Here is a 19,919-nt window from a genome sequence, read left to right as displayed (position 1 = left end):
TACTGAATTGCTAACTAAAGGGGTTTATCGAGTGATCTTCCCTGCTTTTACTTCTTCTAGCCAACATCCTTCGACGAGATAGGGAGGAAGCCAACCAGTTTCAACTGATAAACGGTTGCCTTTGTCGTACCACATACAGGCCATGCCAAGAAGAGGGAAAGATATGAAAGTTTCTATAGAAATCAAGTCCTCTGGCTTATCAAGCCTCATTTGGTATTTCTCTTGGAACTGTAGGTTTTTAACGAGCATTTTCTCAAAGTCATAACCAATGTCGGTAGTGAACGCCGCGAAGGTTTCTAGGATCCCCATCGCAATTTCCAACGCCCAGTTATCCCCTTGGGCTACCGCTGCGTCCATTGCTGCGACGAGCTTGTCAGGATAATCCGATGTGCGGTTATGGAACGACTGTATGACGTCTACTAACATATAAGACAGCTCACCCGATTTGGTAGAGCTCTGTCTCATCAAAGAAATCGGAAAGTTCGCCAATGCGTCTAAACTTGGCCTGTCACGCACAACTGTCGATATAAAATACATATCGATCCATCTATTAGGATTTATGCACCCCGTTTTTAAAGTGCTTTCACCACCCCACTTTACTTCAGGATAGTCAAGGATCTTGATAGTTAATTCTTCATTGGGATTCATAGCAAGTTGATGATAACAGGCTCCCATTAAAGAAGTTTCATAAAGGCGTAATGTACAAATTTGTTCGTCTTCATGAGAGGCTTGAAACCAGGTATACCAGCGAACCTGGTCAATGGCAAAATCCCCAAGACTGACCAGATTTTCCCGCCTGATTTTAAGGCCTTCTTTTCTGTTATCTAAAACCCGGTTTATAAATTTTTTCCGATTCACAATGGCTTGTGTGTCAAGTTCAGGATTTGCTTTTCGCTCTAAAAATTTGACCGATTCTTTACTTTGCATTTTGACTTAATCCTTTTGAATCAATTTTAAACTCTGCCACTTCTAGTTTTACATCTGAGGCCTTACCACTTTCAGGGATATTCGCTTGAGTATGTATATATCGAATAGTTCTGCCGGATAAAGCGGCGTATTGAATTTCGTCGGCAGCTAATTTTTCAGTCGTTCCTTCCTTTTTTCAGACATTAGGTTGGTGATTTCGGCAGTGTATTCCGTTGTCCCTTGCTGATATGCCATATTTCCAATTTTTCTGCTACCCAGCGGGCTGCTACCCCCTTTGGCCTCAACAATTATAATTTCACCTGGTGGCGGCTCTTCCACCTCGTAAACCATATCAAAATCGCCCGGCTTCGAAATTGAGGTTCCAATATCTTTGGGATGAAGCAGCTTAGCATTAGGACGTTTACTCCGGACAAAGTCATCCGCGGCTAACTCACCAATTTTTGCAGACTGTTGGTTAATATTGCCAATTTGAGCATTATATCCCTCTTCGCCAGTTCGAGCGTCCATTGCCTCTTGACGCTCTTTCAAGCATTCATCAATTTTTGCTTTGTTTTTTTCTGTTAGCTCATAATCACTCATATTGAGTTCTGAGTTTTCTTTATACTCTGCTTTATTCAGCACAAGATCTTCAGTGAAGATCGTGCAACCTTCTTCCTCGCCAACTTTCTCTGAGTCAAAAACATGCGCATTTACAAATTCCTCAATCCCAACAACATACTGCACTTCGTGTCTGCTGCCATCTGAATGATTGATATGACGATAAAAAGTAATCTCGTTTCTCTCACAATCAATATGGTCTAAATCGTATTCATATCGAATATTGTTTTTACCTTTGGGTTTTCGGATTTTGACTTGCGAACGAACGCCATCTTCTCCGACAGATGACTCTTTTGCTGCTTCTAAAATCTGATCGCAAACCTCTTGGGGAACGTTGTTTTGCGCCTGATACTCAGCCAGCATTTTCTGCAAGCGTTTTAGCCCTTCTTCACAAAGAAAACCTGTTGGGTCAATCCACTGGATGGGGTTGATTGAATATCGGTAAACATATAAGCCACCTCGTGAAAGGTGGCTTATATACTGAATTTCTATATAAATGATAATTTATCGTGTGATCTTCCCTACTTTTACATCTTCTAGCCAACGCCCTTCAACGAGATAAGGAGGAAGCCAACCGGTTTCAACAGATAAACAGTTACCTTTGTCGTACCACATACAAGCCATGCCAAGCAGAGGGAAAGAGATGAAGGTTTCGATTGAAATCAATTTTTTAGGAGCATCCAAGCGCATTTGATATTGCTCCTGGAACTGCAGGTTCTTAATGAGTACCTCTTCAAAGTCATAATCAATATCGGTTGTCAGGGCGGCAAAGGTTTCTAAAATGCCCATGGCGATTTCTAATGCCCAGTCATCACCCTGAGCAACTGCAGCGTCCATTGCTGCGACTAGCTTATCGGGGTAATCCGATGTGCGGTTGTGGAATGACTGAATCACATCCACCAGCATGTAAGAAAGCTCACCAGCCTTCGTAGAACTTTGTTTCATCAGAGAAACCGGAAAGCTCGCCAATACGTCCATACTTGGCCTGTCACGCACGATCACCGAAGTGAAATAAGCATCAAGCCATCGGTTAGGGTGTAAACACCCCGTTTTTAAAATACCTTCACCTTTCCAGGTTACTTCCGGGTATCCAGGTAATTGAATACTTTGAGGCTCGTCAGGTCTCATGGCGAGCTGATGATAAAATGCACGCATTAATGATGCTTCATATAGACATAGTGTGCCGATTCTCTCATCATCATTTAATGGAGGTAGCCATGTATACAGGCGAATTTGCTCAGACACATCATCACTCAAATAAACCAAGTTTTCTCTTTTTATCGCAATGCGCCTTTTTCGTTTATCTAAGTTCTCTTTTACTTCTTCTCTGTAAGCATCTATTGCCGCTTGAGTTAGACTAATATGAGCCAATCGCTCAATCTTTTTTAATTCCTTGGCATCAAACATTTCCAAATTCTCCCATGTCTATATCAAATTCTTTCGCTTTAATTTTCGAGACTTTACCATCTGAAGATATTTCTGCTTGTGTATGAATATAACGAATCGGAATATCATCTTTGATAGCGGATTTGATGTGATTTGCAGCAATCTTTTCCGTTGTACCTTGTTCTTGCTTAGACATCTCACCAATAATTGCTGCTGTATATTCAGTTGTCCCTTGCTGATATGCCATATTTCCAATTTTACGACTGCCGAGCGGGCTGCTGCCACCCTTAGCCTCGACGATGATGATTTCTTCAGGATCATCTGAGAGGTACACCATATCGAAATCACCTGGTTTCGATCCCGAAGTTGCAAGGTCTTTGGGATGGATCAACTTAGCATTAGGGCGTATATTCCGAACAAAGTCATCCGCGACCAACTCACCAATTTTTGCTGACTGCTGGTTAATTTTAGCAATTTGGGCGTTATGCCCTTCTTCGCCGCTACGCGCATCCATTGCCTTTTGACGTTCTGCTAAACACTCATCAACCTTTTGTTTGCATTCTTCAGAAAGTTTGTATTTCTCATCCTCATCCTTATTATTGAATTCGAATTCTGAGTTATCCTTGTAATCCGCTTTATTCAGCACTAGGTCCTCGGTGAAGATGGTGCAGGTCTTATCGCCACCGACCTTCTCTGAATCAAACACGTGAGCATTAACAAACTCTTCTATCCCGACTACGTACTGCACTTCATGTTTGCTTCCGTCAGAATGATTAATGTGGCGATAAAAAGTAATCTCGTTCTTCTCGCAATCAATATGGTCTAAATCGTACTCATATCGGATATGATTTTTACCTTTTGGTTTTCGGATTTTGACTTGCGAGCGAACGCCATCTTCTCCGACGGATGATTCTTTTGCTGCTTCTAAAATCTGATCGCAAACCTCTTGGGGGACATCGCTTTGCGCCTGATACTCTGCCAACATTTGACCCAAGCGTTTTAGCCCTTCTTCACAAAGGAAACCTGTTGGATCAATCCACTGGATAGGGTTGACTGCATATTGGTAATGATTAATACCACCAGCAATAGATATCGGATCTTGTTGGATAAAACGTCCTAGTTTAGGATCGTAATACCGAGCGAGGTTGTAATGTAAGTTGGTTTCTTGATCGAAGTACTGCCCTTGAAAACGCAGTGGATTTGCTACATTTTCAATATGTACATGAGCAAAGCCGTGAGCATCGTAGCTGGCACTCCATACAACATTCCCCTCGCAATCGATCAGTCGCTCTGGTTTACCAACTTGATCACACTGGTACCAATAAATAACGTCGTTTTCTAGCAGTGCCACTGGCGTGTAGGTTTCTGGTTGATATAGGTACCATCGGAAAGCACCTGAAGAGCGTTCACCAATTAAACGTTCCCCTTCCCACAAGAACTCCGTAACGCCTTGTTGTGTAATTTTCTTCGTCCTGCGCCCTAATGCATCATATTCATATTGACTGATGCCATCGTCGGTGTGAACTTCAATGAGCTGATTTAACGCATCAAATACGCGAGTCTGAACATGTCCTTGCCCCTCACGTTTTGTCTGGTTTCCTTGCGCGTCATATTTGAACCGGACATCATCGTGTACTTCAATACGATCAGCGAATACCTCTGAAGATGGCAAAGTAGGATTGCCAAAACTATCGTATTCAAATTTAGTCACTTCTCCGGAAGCATTGACTCGTTTCAGTTGCCCTAAGGCATCGTACTGATAGTGTGTTGCTCCTGCCGTATTATCAATGATTGATGAAATACGGTTTTGCGCATTGTAAACGTACTTTTTCTCTCTATCAGGCCAATGTTGTTCGACCAAACGACCAACACCATCATAAATGATGCGCTCATTAAAATGTGCCGTTTCAATTTGGGAAACTCGTCCCATTTCATCGTAATGAAATTTGATTTGAGGTAAATCTAGGTTTCCAAACCGAATCGCTGAAAAGCGCCCATATCGATCATAAGAGAAGTTCAGCTCCGTATTATCTGGCAGTACCTGAGATACGCGTTGGCCAACTCTGTTAAACTCCTGCGCTATCTCAAACTGACCTTGAATGCGCTTTGTTAAATGCCCGAATGAAGAGTATTGGTATTGCAGTGTTTGATGGCGATTGGATGCGAAAGTAAGTCGCCCACTAAGCGTATAATTGAAGTGGTGCTCTACAATACTGCTAGCATTTCCTGCTTTGACGTGCTTGAGATAACCCGCAGCGTCATAGCGGTACAGCACGGTCCTATCGGCGACTTGCTTACGATGGATCCGCCCCATATCGTCATAATCAAATTGGCTTTGTAGATTATCAAACCCAATAGTTCCTGATAGCTGGCCTTCATCGTCATACAGGAATTCGAACTCTAAGCCGTCACTCCGAACTAATTTAGTCAGGTTACGTTGTTGATCGTATTCGTAAGAAATATGGCTGCCATCGGGAAAGATGACTGCTTCTTGTTGCGCGAGTGCTCCCCATTGATACGAGGTAATGCCTGCTGGCGTCCGAATCTGAGCAACACGACTGTGCTCATCGTAAGAATATTCTTCGCTATAACCGACTTTGTCTTCGTCGTTAAAATAACGAACTGATGTACGCCTGCCGAATTGATCATAAGCGAGTTGAGCAATACACCCATCGGGATAAGCGACGCCATTCACTAGATCTTCTTCGTTGTAGCTGTAACGAAGTAATGTACCGTCTATTTCATTCGCGATAAGTCTTTGTTGTTCATCCCACCACCACTGACTTTTCTTACCATCTTCAGACTCTTTTTTGACGACTTGACCGTGTTTATCGTAATCATACTCCGTGACACAGCCGAACTGATCGGTATCCCAAACTCTTTGACCGAGACTATTGTAGTAAGCCTTCTCGATATCCCCGTCAGGTGAAACCGTTTTAACTAACTTACCTAAGCCGTCATAGCCATATTGAATTTCTTTGCCAGAGGAATGAAACTTAGAAACTAATTGACCATGCTGATTATATTGATAATTGACCGTTGACTGATCAGGATAGATAGCTTGTGCTTTTCGTCCCAATTCATCATATTGCCATCGCCAAGTTCTACCTGTGGGGCTTATTTTCTCGAGTAAGTTACCCTGCTCGTCATGCAAGAAAGACCATTGATGATCTAACGAGTCAGAATAAGAAGAATGATTTCCCTGATAATGGAAGCGATAGTCATAAATTCCTGCGTCCCCAACGTTTCTGATGCACTTCGCTTTTGCACCTTCGCCATCCCATTCAAAATAATGAGTAAAGCCAGTTGGTCGTACACGCTTAATAATTAAATGGCCGAGGTATTGATACTGTTCCTTTAGGCCCAAATGATTAGTTGCACTGACCAAATCATCGTGCTCATCATAGGTATAAGTTGCCAGAACTTTTTGGGACTTTGCATTAAGCAGTTCTACAAGGCGTCCTTGCTTATCATATTGACATTCAAGAACCGGACGCTTGTTATATGCGATCTCGATCAATCGATGGTTTCGAGAATACTGCAATTGAAACGTTGAAAACGTGCCATTTCTAACTTGTTTAGCTAGCCAACGATCATCTTTTTGCTCAAACCGATATTGATGCCCACTAGCGAGCGTTACAATCCGAGTTGTTGAGCTCAGGAAATAACAGCTCGCACCAGCGTATATCTGGTAACTTGTTGCTCCAATATCTACTGGCTCAAATTCTGTGATATCTGCCTTATCGTCAACAAACTCCCAAGCGATAACGTTGTCTTTCTCGTCCGTCTTCTCGCGTAATTCAAACTGAAATGCATGTCGCCAACCAAAGCCCATTCCATGATTTACATCCGACTGCGAAGAGCGGTAAGTACGCTGCCAAGTAGTACCTTGTTGTAGCTCGATATCATAGAGTTCGAGAATTTCTTCACCCGTCACAAGTGATACAGGATCACCGGCTTTCTCATGTTTTTCGCTGCTTTGTTGCTGAGGCTTGGCGGATGCGGCACTTCTGCCACTCTTTTTATTCGACTTCCCCTTTCCCTTCGATGGTTTTGCATTGACGGTATTTTGAGTCGGTGGAGGCGTAACCGCTGACGAGAGTGCGTAGTTTTCGCCGGTAGGTACAATTCGAGCGACATGCAAATCACCGTTCACCAAAGCATTGGCAAACGTTGAATTATAGTGTTGGGAAGTAAGCTCACCGTCAGGTATGTTTGGCTTGAATTGACCAATCGCATAGAACAAGTCCTCGACAGAGCGAAGGTCAAGCTCACCAAAGCTCTCAAGAAACTCTATTGCCTCTTGTTTGGTCACGAATGTTTTAGGTTCGCCGCTAGTAAGTAACTGACCAGAGAAGTGATAACTTTCGCCAAAGCGATTCGTGATAGGAATGACGAATTGAGGGATCATAGCCGTAACGTGTTTGTCCTTTTCTTACCTTGCCGCATCATTTAATGCTCGTTTCGCTCTTTTTATTTGTGAGAGCAAGATGCCTTAATCAAACATCCTCCGATAGAGATTCCTCTGTATGCGTAGACTGAATGTATTGATGGCAATTTTCACGTATGCAACTCTTTGAATTTCTGAGCGCAGCGTACTTTAACGGGACGATGAATCCTGAGTAAATGAACAATAGCGTGAGTGAGACTAATGTCTCATCGTGACGCGATTTTTTTACATGTTTCTTACTTAACTATGATTTTCTGCCCAGTTACGTAAATTCACTCAATAAGTTGCATCAAGTATCACCACTGCGACTAAGTGCTTCATATTTGAGACAAAACAGCAACAAAAAAACCGCCTATTACGGCGGTTTTGCTTAAAGAATACTGATTAAAGGTTTGGACCTGTCGATGGTCTGTGTGGTTGGTTATTGAGCAGTTGCTGCATCCCTTGAAACATTCGCATAAACCACACCAAGATGGCTAATGCAGCAAACACCATCCCTACCCAAGGAATAAAGTAAGCGATGGTTTCAAGCAAAGTACTATGCAACCAATAATCACTCACGCCAACGAGTACACCGTTAGAAGTCGCGACGGTGACGATCAACACAACAAAAAACGTCAGGTAGAGAAAGAAGGTGCGAATTAAACCGTAGTAATGAGAAATCACTACGTCGCTGTCTTCTCCCTTATCTAATCGGTAACCCGCATAGATAATTGCGATAACGCCTGAGATCAGAAACGTAAACGGGGTCAGACAGCTCAGGATGTACGCAACCCAAATCCCGTTATGAGGTTTGTTCATTCGCTTTCGCTCCTTTTACTTCCGTTTGTGCCGTATCTGTTTCACCCATCGCTTCTTTGGACTTCACTTCCTCATACCAAAGATCGTGATGCTCTTTCGCCCATGTTTCATCAACTTCACCTGTCACCATGCCTTCTAGCGCACCTTCCATACCGAATAGACCAATATAGATGTGGAAGATAAAACCACAGATTAGAATCAGCGCCGAAATCGCATGAACTAAGTTAGAAAGCTCCATGTCACGGCGAGTTTGGCCAAAGATAGGAAAGTCCAGAACTAAGCCACTCACTGCCGCGATAGCACCAAAGAAGATTAACAACCAATAGATTGCCTTCTCACCACCGTTTGAGAAACCAGCTGACGGATGTGTGCCTTTGTGTTTACCAACCATGCCGCCCATTTTCATAAACCAACGAACATCTGTCATGTTTGGAATCGACTTGCGCCACCATTTAAAGAGCACGAGCATCAGTAAAATGAAGAACAATGGTCCCATGTAATTGTGGTACTGCTTCGCCAACATGACGATAAAGCCCCAGAACTCAGTAGGAACGTACGGTTTTAAGAAGTGCTTACCGTAAACCAGCATCAAACCACTGAATGCCAGCGTTAAGAATGTAAACGCCATACTCCAGTGAAGCGCGCGGTCTAAACGAGACCAACGCTTCATTTTTTTACCAGTACGCGGCTTGCTAAGCATCAAAGGACCAACGAATACGTAAGCCATGATTACCATTGCAATACTGCCGAAAATCGCGATAGCACCCGCTGGAGACATCCATTTCTCTTTTAGAATGTACCAAGTCTCACCAGGTTTACTGATCAATACGCCATGTTCTGGCGATTGAGACGTGGTGTAGCCTTCTTGCCCCTCTCTGACTTCGCGCCAATAGTCTGCCCCGGCGAGTTGCGTGATCTCCTGTTGAATAACTTTAGAAGATTGTTCCTCTGCTGAAGCAGGCATTGCGAAAGTCAGCAGCAATGCTGTCATCATTGACAGCATTGCTAAAGATGCACGTTTAAGCGTGTTTAACATGTGCCTCTCCTTACTTAGCTTTTCGTCGCATCGTAAGAAAGATCGTTTCCGTCTGTCCAACCTGCGTTTTTCGCGCCGCGTTCTACCACACGTTGACGGAAAATGTCAGAGACTTTCTCTGCGTCACCCGCAAGCAGCGCTTTAGTTGAACAAAGCGATGCACACATCGGTAACTTGCCTTCTGCGATACGGTTCGCACCGTATTTTTGACGTTCTTCCTCAGAGCCAGGCTCTGTTTCTGGGCCGCCCGCGCAGAAAGTACATTTATCCATTTTGCCACGTTCACCAAACGCTTCTTGTTTAGGAAATTGAGGTGCGCCAAACGGACAAGCAAACAAACAGTAACCACAACCGATACACAGATCTTTATTGTGAAGAACGATGCCGTCTTCGGTATGTTCGAAACAATCAGCTGGACAAACTGCCATACAAGGCGCATCGGTACAGTGCATACAAGCAACAGAGATAGAGTTTTCACCAGCTTCACCGTCGTTTAGTGTTACCACGCGGCGACGTTGAATGCCCCATTCAAGCGCATCGTCGTTTTCGTTCTTACATGCAGTAACACAGCCGTTACACTCGATACAGCGTTTGGTGTCACATAGAAATTTCATTCGTGCCATTGTCAGACTCCTTACGCTTTACGAATGTTACATAGGGTTACTTTGGTTTCCTGCATCAAGGTAACCGGGTCGTAACCGTAAGTGGTTGCCGTGTTAGCCGATTCGCCAACAACGTAAGGTTGTGTACCTTCTGGGTATTTAGGGCGTAGGTCTTCACCTTCGAACTTACCGCCAAAGTGGAACGGAATGAACGCCAAACCAGGTTTCACACGACGTGTTACCATCGCTTTCACCTTGATTCGTCCTTTCTCTGCACCTTCAACCCAAACATCATCACCATCTCTAAAGCCAAGATCGTTTGCGTCTTTCGGGTTCACTTCAACAAACATTTCTTGTTGAAGCTCGGCAAGCCAAGGGTTTGAACGCGTCTCTTCACCACCACCTTCGTATTCAACCAGACGGCCAGAAGTCAGAACGATTGGGTACTCGCCCGATTTGTCTTGCTCTTGAATGGATTTATACAACGTAGGAACACGGAAGATTGCATCTTTGTCTTCCCAAGTTGGGTAATCCGTTACAAGGTCACGACGTGGTGTGTAAAGTGGTTCACGATGCAGTGGCACACGGTCTGGGAACGTCCAAACAATCGCACGCGCTTTCGCGTTACCAAATGGAATACAACCGTGCTTGATCGCGACACGCTGAATACCGCCAGAAAGGTCAGTCTTCCAGTTTTTACCCTCTGCTGCCACTTTCTCTTCAGCAGTTAGATCGTCCCACCAACCAAGTTGTTTCAACAACTTGTCAGTGAACTCTGGGTAACCGTCTTTGATTTCACAGCCCTTCGAATAGCTGTCTTCAGCAAGTAGGCTCTTGCCTTCAAATTCCACACCAAAGCGCGTACGGAAGTTACCGCCACCTTCTGCAACCGTCTTAGACGTATCGTACAGAATGTGCGTGCCTGGGTGTTTCATTTCTGGTGTACCCCAACATGGCCAAGGTAGACCGTAGGTTTCACCGTTGACAGGGCCACCTTCCGCTTCCAATGTGGTTTTGTGGAACGTATGCCAGTTTTGTTGGTGCGCTTTCAAACGCTCTGGGCTTTGGCCTGTGTAACCAATCGTCCACATGCCTTTGTTGAATTCACGCGTTAGGTCTTCAATCACCGGCTGGTTGTTTTCAACACGGATGTTTTTGAACAGAAGATCGGAATAGCCCAGTTTCTTCGAAAGCAGGTACATGATTTCGTGGTCTGGTTTTGATTCAAACAAAGGTTCAATCACCTGCTCACGCCATTGTAGAGAACGGTTAGATGCGGTAACGCTGCCGTGTGTTTCAAACTGTGTTGTTGCAGGAAGCAGGTAAACGCCGTCGGTACGGTCGTTCATTACCGCAGCAACCGTTGGGTAAGGGTCCACAATCACCATCATGTCCAACTTCTGCATCGCTTTTTTCATCTCAACACCACGTGTTTGAGAGTTCACTGCGTGTCCCCAGTAGAACATTGCACGGATGTTTTCGCGCTGACGAATGTTGTCTTTGTTCTCCAGTACACCATCAACCCAACGAGATACAGGAATACCTGCACTGTGCATTGGTTTCTGACCGCTGTAAGCGTTGTCATCGAAACGACCTTTGATCCATTCGTAATCGATTTCCCACACTTTTGACCAATGACGCCAAGCGCCTTCAGAAAGGCCGTAGTAGCCAGGTAGCGTGTCAGAAAGTACGCCAAGGTCGGTTGCGCCTTGTACGTTATCGTGACCACGGAAGATGTTTGCACCGCCGCCTGATTTACCAATGTTACCAAGCGCTAGCTCAAGCACACAGTAAGCGCGTGTGTTGTTGTTACCAGTAGTATGCTGAGTACCACCCATACACCAAACAATACAGCCCGGGCGATTTTCAGAAAGCAGTTTTGCTGTTTGGTAAACGTCTTCTTCGCTTACGCCTGTTACGCGCTCAACTTCTGCTGGCGTCCATTTCGCTACTTCAGCACGGATTTCATCCATACCGAATACACGTTGACGGATGAACTCTTTATCTTCCCATTGGTTTTCGAAGATGTGCCACAACACACCCCAAATAAATGCTACGTCAGAACCAGGACGAAGTGATACATAGTGATCCGACTTTGCTGCCGTACGTGTACGACGAGGATCCGCTACGACGATCTTACAGTTGTTCTTCTCTTTCGCGATCAGAATGTGCTGCATCGCTACTGGGTGTGCTTCAGCTGGGTTTGAACCAATGAATAGCATCGACTTACAGTTGTGCATGTCATTGAAAGAGTTGGTCATCGCACCGTAACCCCAAGTGTTCGCTACACCCGCCACGGTTGTTGAGTGACAAATACGCGCTTGGTGGTCAACGTTGTTCGTACCCCAAAGTGATGCCATTTTGCGGAACAAGTACGCTTGTTCGTTGCTGTACTTTGCGCTTCCCAAGAAGTAAACCGAATCAGGGCCGGACTCTTTACGGATGTCCATCACCTTGTTACCGATTTCTTCGATCGCTTGATCCCAAGAAAGCTTTTTCCACTTACCGTTTTCAAGCTTCATTGGGTATTTAAGACGGCGCTCACCGTGGCCATGTTCACGCAGTGCTGCACCTTTTGCACAGTGACCACCGGCGTTAAATGGGTGGTCGAATGCAGGCTCTTGACCCGTCCAAACACCATTTTGAACTTCTGCGTAAATACCACAACCCACTGAACAGTGAGAACAGATAGTACGTTTTATTTCTGTTTTCGCTTCTGGATCGACAGATTTTGCTTGCGCTTTTTTCATCATTCCCGGTGCAAATAGACTAGCACCAACCACTGCGCCACCAGCGGCAAGCGAAGTGTTTTTCATGAATGCACGACGAGATACGCCAAGCTGGTTCGTTTCTTTGCTCACACTGTCGGAGCGTTTGACAAGTTTCATCCGTTATCTCCTAAAGTGTGTCGTAGTAATCGCGAATGTGTTGAGTTTCACGATACCCTTTCTTCTTCACGTCGTTTTCAGAAGGCTCAACCGTTTCTGAAGCAACGGCCACTTTCGTGGTTCCCGCAACAACAGCACCGGCAACGGCAGCGGTTGTGAAGCCTTTTAGGAGATCCCTACGGCTTGTGTTTATTTCTTTATTATCTTTCATCATTGCTTCCTTACCTTACGGTAGATCTTTGGAGACTCATGCCTCTCTATCGATATGACCAAGTACTGCTCGATTACTCGTAATCAGTGACGTTTTTCACATCAATTTTTAATTTGTTCTTACTGCTTTTGGTGTTCACGCTAAAGCGCACTTGCTCTAACGTTAAAAACGCATCGCAAAGCTGTGCAGCTGGCTTGTAGAAGTTCACGCTTTCTGCGCTCTCTAGTTGGCGCGTAAAAGATTGGAACCAAGGGGCGATGTGTTTGTTAAACACCGCTTGCTGAAGTTCTTCCTCTTCACCTGTCAGCATTGCCATCACTTCGCACAGTGCAGAAATATGGTCTTCAGGCTCTTTCACGTTCTCTTCTCGTTCGATGCCTAAAAGATCCAAATCGCGACGAATTTCCGCTAACGGTTTTTCCATCATCGAGCCAGTGCGATGCCAAGATCCGAATGGCACAACTTCACCACGTCCAATGCCAATAAACAGATCTTGATATTCTTCTTCTAACGCTTCTCGCTGCGTTTCGTTCGCGGCTTGTTGCAGTGCGAGCCAAGCTTTTTGCATCGCGCTCTCAGACGGTTCAATTTCTAGCGATTTCAGGAACGCCAGCATTTCATCACTAGGCGCACTACGAAAAAGTGTAGATAGTACGAGATAAATGTCTGTTCTCAGTGTTTGTTCTTGTTGTGTGTCCACTGCGAGCTCCTAGTATTTCAGTTGTTTCATTGGGTCTTCTGCCATCGACTCAAACATGTCGATCACACGGCAGTCTTCACACATCGCGATACGATTGATCGCCGCTTCATCAGAGAAATGAGAGTGACCGCGTAACTTGTTTTGTAGCATGTCGATCATCGATTGCGGAGCAAAAGGCTTGTGACAACGAATGCACTCGGCTGCCTTTTCTTCATGAATCACAACCGCTTTCTGGCGTTCTTCTTTCACCCAGTTCATACGAGGAGTAAGCGTCAGCACTTTCTCTGGACACGCTTTCTCGCACAGCCCACATTGAATGCAGTCTTGCTCGACGAATTTAAGCGACGGAGATCGACCGTCCGTATGCAATGCACGTGTTGGACACACCGCCACACAGCTCATACACAACGTACAACCTTTACTTTCACAAGAGACTGTGCCGTAAGGTGCGTTCGCTGGAAGTTCAACAATGTTCTCAACTGGAATACGTGATGCGGACAACGCATCCAACGCCGTAAATAGACGCTGACGTTTGTTACCTTGCAAATCACCTAATGCCAAATCAAAAGACTCAGTACAAAGTGTCGGAGCACCTTCACGTAGTGACTCTAGATACAGAATGTCGATGGTTTCTTTGGCGATACCAAGCTGACCGAGCAGCTCTTGAGCAATACCTACTTCGCTATTAAGCACACGAATAATGGTTTGAGGCATAAAACGTGAAGCCGCAAACAGCACCTGAGTAGCACCATTCACAAGCGCGGCGAACCAAGTATCAATACCAACCGAAGGCAGTTCTTCCACCACAATTGGAATCACATTATCTGGCAGTGCTTTTAGTGCCATCACGTTGTAGCTCTCGTGGCGAGAACTACAAATCAATACGATAGGATCTAAACCACCCGCTTGCTCATAGTTGGCGAGCGTACGTTCAATAAACTTTTGCGTATCTTCAGGGTTTGGCAGTGCGTAATGAATCGCTTCTGTCGGACACGCTGTAGCACAAGTACCCACGCCTTGACATAGGTATGGGTTGATCTCGATGCGATGGCCCGTTCTGTCGCTGCCTTCACTCGATAGTGCCCCTGCCGGACAAGCATCCACACACCGTTCGCAACCTTTTACGCCACGAGAGCTGTGTGCACATAAATCGGTATCTAAACGGAAGAATTTCGGTTTATCGAACGTCCCCATTAAGGTTGGAATCTCTTCCAACGCTTCAGCCAGTTTCGGATAGCCACGACCTACTGGGTAGTAGCCCGGTACTGGGACTTCTTCCGACATGCAGCTGTTAAGGCAAAGATCGAGTACGATATCGAAACAATCGCTATTGGTCGCGACCTTGGCAAGGTTGTTGGTCAAACCATGATTTTCAATCAGAACTTCAAACGTACCTAAGAACCCTGAAACCTGAACCGAATTGGCGTAATAAAGCTCGGGATTTGTGCCCTTTTCGCCATCGGTAGAAAGCAGCGTTAGGCTGTTCATTTGCGACAATTGCGCTGCCGCACTTTCGATGATTGCTGTTGGGCCCACAATCAAAGTATTACCGCCGCTTTCATAGCTTACGGTTGGTGGAATAAGATTGGTCAACTCTACGGTATTTTCGAAAGCGTACAGCCTCGCTTTACCGTTATTGGAAGTTGCTTGTTCTAATAATTGTTTCAGCATTGCTCAATTCCATTTATGAACATGGATAGTCTTTTCCATCTCTTAGTGTAGTTAGCGCCGGAGATTCTGCTGATTAACTTATCAATGAGAATTCTTATTCCGCCATCTATAGGCGATGAATACTACGCAGTGCGTCCGTACTAACTTCAACCAGATTGGTATTGAGCAACAAATAGCAAGTGTCATGCCAATAAAATATCAACTTAAAATCAATAGGTTATCAATTTTACTGACAAATAGTAGGGATAAAAAAACCGGTTGAGACATTTTGTCTCAGCCGGCTCATTGAGTGTTTAGTCAAAATGTACCTATTATTTATGTGGTATATTTTGTCTCACCTCGTTAGGCTGTGATTCTTCAGCAAAAGTATCACTTTCGCCAGATACTGTATTTATATACAGCTCATTTTCATCTTGAGTAATTTGGCCACTTTTGTCGGTGTTTGACTCTGCGTCTTCAACTACCTCAGATGCGATATCGTTAGCGTTAAGCTCAGACCCTTGCGCAGTTTCAGCGTCTGGTTCGTCTTCCACTTTATCTTTAACCCAATCACGCAGCGTCTCAGCGACGTCTTGAGAAAGTGACTTTAAGTTACTGTAATCATCATCGTAATCGTCTAGGCCGTCACGCACGTTAAATTCTTCGGACAAGAACATTTTGCGCAGCGCAGCTTTCTTAACGCTTTCTGAAGCTTCAGAAACCAGCAGTTGCGCCACAGACATTTCTTCGGTTTTTTCAGTCTCTACACTCGCGGTAATGTCTGGAGCCTGACTATCCTCATTGACGTTCAAAGTATCTAAGCTTTCGTCAGCGTTTGAAAGCGCTGTGACACTATCTTCGGATTGTTCCGTCTCTGCTATCGGCGTGATCTCTTCAGCATGTTGGGAAGATTCTTCTAGTTTACGTTTCGACCAACGGCTTAAAAAACTAGTTGCCATTTGCTCTGCCTGCTCCTTTGCGTTTCTTGCGTCTTACTTCTAACAACTCACCGTGACGACCAATAAAGGCTTCCATCCAAGCCTGAACGGCTAACGGCATATCGTTAGATAGTACAAGGTTATCACCATCCATATATTGCGCCGCAACAGATTGTGAAGCCGTCAGTAACTGTATCGCTGGTTTTTCACCAGACTCGACGTTATCCATCACTAAAAAGAGTTTAGGTTGCTGAGAGCTTAAGTTAAAGCGGTAGTCTGTACGTTCATCTTTATGTAATTGCAACGGACAAACATCTGGAGTCTCTTCCGTCGGATTCAGCGCAAATTCTGTCAACTGCCATTGGGTTGTCACCCAAATCCCTGTACTGATCTCATGCTCAACAAGCTCTACGCCGATTGGCCATGTATCCTCAGTCTTTTCGTAATTTTTTTCGAAATCTTTCTTATCCGACATAACTCACCCAGTCTTTCTATTTTTGGTCTGAAAACACACAGGACATTTTGCCCCGTTTTCGACCATTTTTATTGTCTTCGAAGCAATAAACGCGCCAAGCTGATATAACTTAGTCTATATACTCCCTCAGGCTATAATTACCAAACTAGACGAAACTCAAATGTATTGATGTGTCATTACTGCGAACTCGCAGTTTTAATGCATTGTTGACATAAAACCTCGCAATTTCTGTGGGAACCGCTATTTTGGAATGAGATTTGCTAGCCACTTAACAAGCTAAAATGCGTAGCAACCTAACGCTCTTAATCACTAGGACACGACTGTGCTGAAACCAAATATTATTAAAACCAGTGAAAATCCCCTGCAAACCATTGAAGTCGATGTGTACGACGAGTACGGCGAAAAGCTCGCGAAGCAAATCGCTTGCGAGCGTCCTCTTACGGTCATGCTGAACTGGAAAGAAGTGGTCACGCTCATGACGCTAGGTTCGCGTCCAGAAGCACTAGTACTGGGTTATTTAAAAAACCAAAGCTTCCTGTCCGATCCAGCCGCGATTGAATCCGTTATTATTGACTGGGAAACGCATTCCGCAGCGGTGATTACTAAAGAAAACACTGAACACTTAGAAGGCGCCCTGAAAAAGAAAACCGTCACCTCAGGTTGTGGCCAAGGCACTATGTATGGCAACGTGATGAAGCAGCTTGAAAATTATCAAGTGCCTCAAGTTTCTCTTAAGCAGTCAGAGATTTATTCTGCGCTGGAAGCGTTAACTCATTACAACGACACCTACAAAAAAGCGGGCGCAGTACACGGCTGTGCGGTTTGCAAAGGTAATGAAGTGTTGTCATTTGTGGAAGATGTCGGCCGTCACAACGCAGTGGATACACTTGCAGGTGAGATGTGGCTCAAAGAAGAAACAGGTGAAGATAAAATTTTCTACACAACTGGTCGCCTTACATCAGAGATGGTGATTAAAGTGGCTCAAATGGGCATTCCTGTTCTGCTTTCTCGCTCTGGCGTTACTCAAATGGGGTTAGATCTAGCGAAGCAATTTGGTATTACGACCATTGCGCGTGCGAAAGGTTTGCGCTTCCAAGTGTTTACAGGAGCCGACAAGGTTGAATTTGATGTAAAAGGCAACCAATAACACCTTTTCAGTGTAAACTAAAACCAATAATGCGGATTCACAGAGGATGTGGACTATGAATAATGACCAATTGTGGAATTTTCTGCTTACGCCCAGCGGTATCATGCTTTCTATGATTATTACCTTTGGCGTGGTCGGGATCTATGCGTATATAACCGGTCAGTTTAAGGATTAAGGCCAAATATCAAAAAAGCCTCGCTAAATAGCGAGGCTTTTGCTTTTTAAACGCTTTGCGAGTAATTACGCGTCAACGCCACGAGATTTTAGGAACTCAGAGTACGTGCCTTTGAAGTCTGTGATCTTGCCATCGCGGATTTCGATAATACGCGTTGCTAGCGAGTCTACGAATACACGGTCGTGAGATACGAAGAACAACGTGCCTTTGTATTGCTCAAGCGCCGTGTTCAAAGATTCGATCGATTCCATGTCCATGTGGTTGGTTGGTTCGTCCATTAGCAGCATGTTTGGCTTGTGCATCATTAGCTTACCAAGCAGCATACGACCTTGCTCACCACCAGACAGTACTTTTACTGACTTCTTAATGTCATCTTGACCAAATAGCATACGACCAAGGAAACCACGAACGACTTGCTCGTCATCACCTTCTTGACGCCATTGACCCATCCAATCCGTTAGATTCATATCTTCTGCAAAGTCATGCGCGTGGTCTTGCGCGTAGTAACCGATGTTTGCATTTTCAGACCATTTGAACTCACCAGCACGCGGTTCAAGTACACCAGCAAGCGTGTTTAGAAGTGTTGTTTTACCCACACCATTTTCACCGATGATCGCAACGCGCTCTCCCACTTCAAAAATTGCATTGAAGTCTGAGAACAAGTCCTCTTCAAAACCTTGGCTCAGGTTTTCTACAATCAGAGCGTTACGGAACAGCTCTTTAGACTGTTCAAAACGAATGAATGGGTTTTGACGGCTAGACGCTTTCACTTCGTCCAGTTTGATCTTGTCGATTTGCTTCGCACGAGATGTCGCTTGTTTTGCTTTCGATGCGTTTGCAGAGAAACGTGCAACGAACGTTTGTAGCTCAGCGATTTGTGCTTTCTTCTTCGCGTTGTCGTTTAGTAGACGTTCGCGAGCTTGAGAAGCCGCCGTCATGTACTCGTCGTAGTTACCAGGGTAAACGCGTAGCTCACCGTAGTCCAAGTCAGCCATGTGTGTACATACTGAGTTTAGGAAGTGACGGTCGTGCGAAATGATGATCATTGTGCAGTTACGCGCGTTTAGCGTATCTTCCAACCAACGGATTGTGTCCATGTCCAAGTTGTTGGTAGGTTCGTCAAGAAGCATCACATCTGGGTCTGCGAATAGAACCTGCGCTAGAAGCACACGAAGTTTCCAGCCTGGTGCTACTTCACTCATTAGACCGAAGTGTTGCTCCATTGGGATACCTACAGCAAGAAGAAGCTCGCCCGCTTTGGCTTCTGCCATGTAGCCGTCCATTTCAGCAAACTGAACTTCTAAGTCAGCCACTTTCATGCCGTCTTCTTCGCTCATTTCAGCAAGTGAGTAGATGCGGTCACGCTCTTTCTTCACTTCCCATAGCTCTTTATGACCCATGATAACGGTATCGATTACAGTAAATTCTTCGTAAGCGAACTGGTCCTGGTTCAGTTTTGCAACGCGCTCGTTTGGATCGTAGCTTACGTTACCACTGGTTTGCTCAAGCTCGCCGCTGAGGATCTTCATAAAGGTTGATTTACCACAACCGTTAGCTCCAATTAAGCCATAGCGATTGCCTTCGCCGAACTTAACTGAAATGTTTTCGAATAGCGGTTTAGCGCCGAATTGTTGAGTAATATTCGCTGTGGAGATCAAAACCTTTACCTTAGCAATTGGGGTGTATTTAGAAAAACCGGGCAACGGTACTTGTTCATGCTACATACTGCAAGTGTTGTTTTTATTAATTCACTCCAAGTGAAATCATTGTAAGGTTTCTAAGAAGCAAAAGCGTAAACATAAATGCGTCATTAAATACAAAAAAGAGCCACTATCGTCAGTGGCTCTTTTTCCATTAATTGTGCCGTCCTAAATAAGGTTGACACTTTCTACCCCCAAAATTGGAGAGTGTTATGAAATCAACAACTAAAAGAACT

At 44.8% G+C, this 19,919-nt stretch carries 14 protein-coding genes and 1 pseudogene; 1 reads left to right on the top strand and 14 read right to left on the bottom strand.

Annotated elements, in window-relative coordinates; genetic code table 11:
* Positions 1-24: 24 nt before the first annotated feature.
* The 13 genes and pseudogenes from R7127_RS13900 to R7127_RS13840 form a co-directional block, all read right to left on the bottom strand.
* Positions 25-927: an immunity 49 family protein gene (locus R7127_RS13900; protein ID WP_262585307.1), complete on the bottom strand. Its 903-nt coding sequence runs from the start codon at positions 925-927 to the stop codon at positions 25-27.
* Positions 917-1,962, bottom strand: a pseudogene (locus R7127_RS13895) (type IV secretion protein Rhs); the annotation flags it as partial. The pseudogene R7127_RS13895 and the gene R7127_RS13900, both read right to left, overlap by 11 nt.
* Positions 1,963-2,028: 66 nt before the next feature.
* Entirely contained in the window at positions 2,029-2,931 is a 903-nt protein-coding gene (locus tag R7127_RS13890) for an immunity 49 family protein (RefSeq protein WP_172563264.1), read from the bottom strand.
* Complete coding sequence (locus tag R7127_RS13885; RefSeq protein WP_172563265.1) at positions 2,924-7,321, bottom strand: RHS repeat-associated core domain-containing protein; 4,398 nt, start codon at positions 7,319-7,321, stop codon at positions 2,924-2,926. Before R7127_RS13885 ends, R7127_RS13890 begins: the two co-directional genes overlap by 8 nt.
* A 423-nt stretch (positions 7,322-7,744) precedes the next feature.
* Positions 7,745-8,161: a membrane protein gene (locus R7127_RS13880; RefSeq protein WP_005377532.1), complete on the bottom strand. Its 417-nt coding sequence runs from the start codon at positions 8,159-8,161 to the stop codon at positions 7,745-7,747.
* Complete coding sequence (locus tag R7127_RS13875) at positions 8,145-9,197, bottom strand: formate dehydrogenase subunit gamma (RefSeq protein ID WP_206971538.1); 1,053 nt, start codon at positions 9,195-9,197, stop codon at positions 8,145-8,147. Before R7127_RS13875 ends, R7127_RS13880 begins: the two co-directional genes overlap by 17 nt.
* A gap of 14 nt (positions 9,198-9,211) precedes the next feature.
* Positions 9,212-9,820: a formate dehydrogenase FDH3 subunit beta gene (gene fdh3B, locus R7127_RS13870; RefSeq protein WP_005377536.1), complete on the bottom strand. Its 609-nt coding sequence runs from the start codon at positions 9,818-9,820 to the stop codon at positions 9,212-9,214.
* Positions 9,821-9,831: 11 nt separating this feature from the next.
* A complete protein-coding gene (locus R7127_RS13865) occupies positions 9,832-12,687 on the bottom strand; it encodes a formate dehydrogenase subunit alpha (protein WP_318148454.1) in 2,856 nt (951 codons plus the stop codon).
* Between the two features lie 10 nt (positions 12,688-12,697).
* A complete protein-coding gene (locus R7127_RS13860) occupies positions 12,698-12,898 on the bottom strand; it encodes a twin-arginine translocation signal domain-containing protein (RefSeq protein WP_005377542.1) in 201 nt (66 codons plus the stop codon).
* A 73-nt stretch (positions 12,899-12,971) separates the two neighbouring features.
* Positions 12,972-13,598, bottom strand: coding sequence for a molecular chaperone (locus R7127_RS13855; RefSeq protein WP_172563267.1), 627 nt, complete (start codon positions 13,596-13,598; stop codon positions 12,972-12,974).
* 9 nt (positions 13,599-13,607) lie between these two features.
* Complete coding sequence (locus R7127_RS13850) at positions 13,608-15,269, bottom strand: 4Fe-4S dicluster domain-containing protein (RefSeq protein WP_005377546.1); 1,662 nt, start codon at positions 15,267-15,269, stop codon at positions 13,608-13,610.
* Positions 15,270-15,580: 311 nt separating this feature from the next.
* Entirely contained in the window at positions 15,581-16,207 is a 627-nt protein-coding gene (locus R7127_RS13845; protein WP_025766652.1) for a DUF3306 domain-containing protein, read from the bottom strand.
* Positions 16,197-16,661, bottom strand: a complete 465-nt coding sequence (locus R7127_RS13840) for a DUF3305 domain-containing protein (protein WP_172563268.1) — start codon at positions 16,659-16,661, stop codon at positions 16,197-16,199. Before R7127_RS13840 ends, R7127_RS13845 begins: the two co-directional genes overlap by 11 nt.
* A gap of 322 nt (positions 16,662-16,983) precedes the next feature.
* Here R7127_RS13840 and R7127_RS13835 point away from each other — a divergent pair, with 322 nt between their 5' ends.
* Complete coding sequence (locus R7127_RS13835; RefSeq protein ID WP_054574149.1) at positions 16,984-17,808, top strand: formate dehydrogenase accessory sulfurtransferase FdhD; 825 nt, start codon at positions 16,984-16,986, stop codon at positions 17,806-17,808.
* A 240-nt stretch (positions 17,809-18,048) separates the two neighbouring features.
* Here R7127_RS13835 and R7127_RS13830 read toward each other — a convergent pair whose 3' ends face one another.
* Positions 18,049-19,641 carry an ABC-F family ATPase gene (locus R7127_RS13830; protein WP_025766654.1) on the bottom strand — a complete coding sequence of 531 codons (1,593 nt, stop codon included), beginning with the start codon at positions 19,639-19,641 and terminating at the stop codon, positions 18,049-18,051.
* Between the last annotated feature and the right edge of the window lie 278 nt (positions 19,642-19,919).

This window comes from Vibrio sp. 1159 (assembly GCF_033340395.1).
Lineage (GTDB): Bacteria > Pseudomonadota > Gammaproteobacteria > Enterobacterales > Vibrionaceae > Vibrio > Vibrio alginolyticus.
This window is presented reverse-complemented; position numbering and strand designations above follow the sequence as displayed.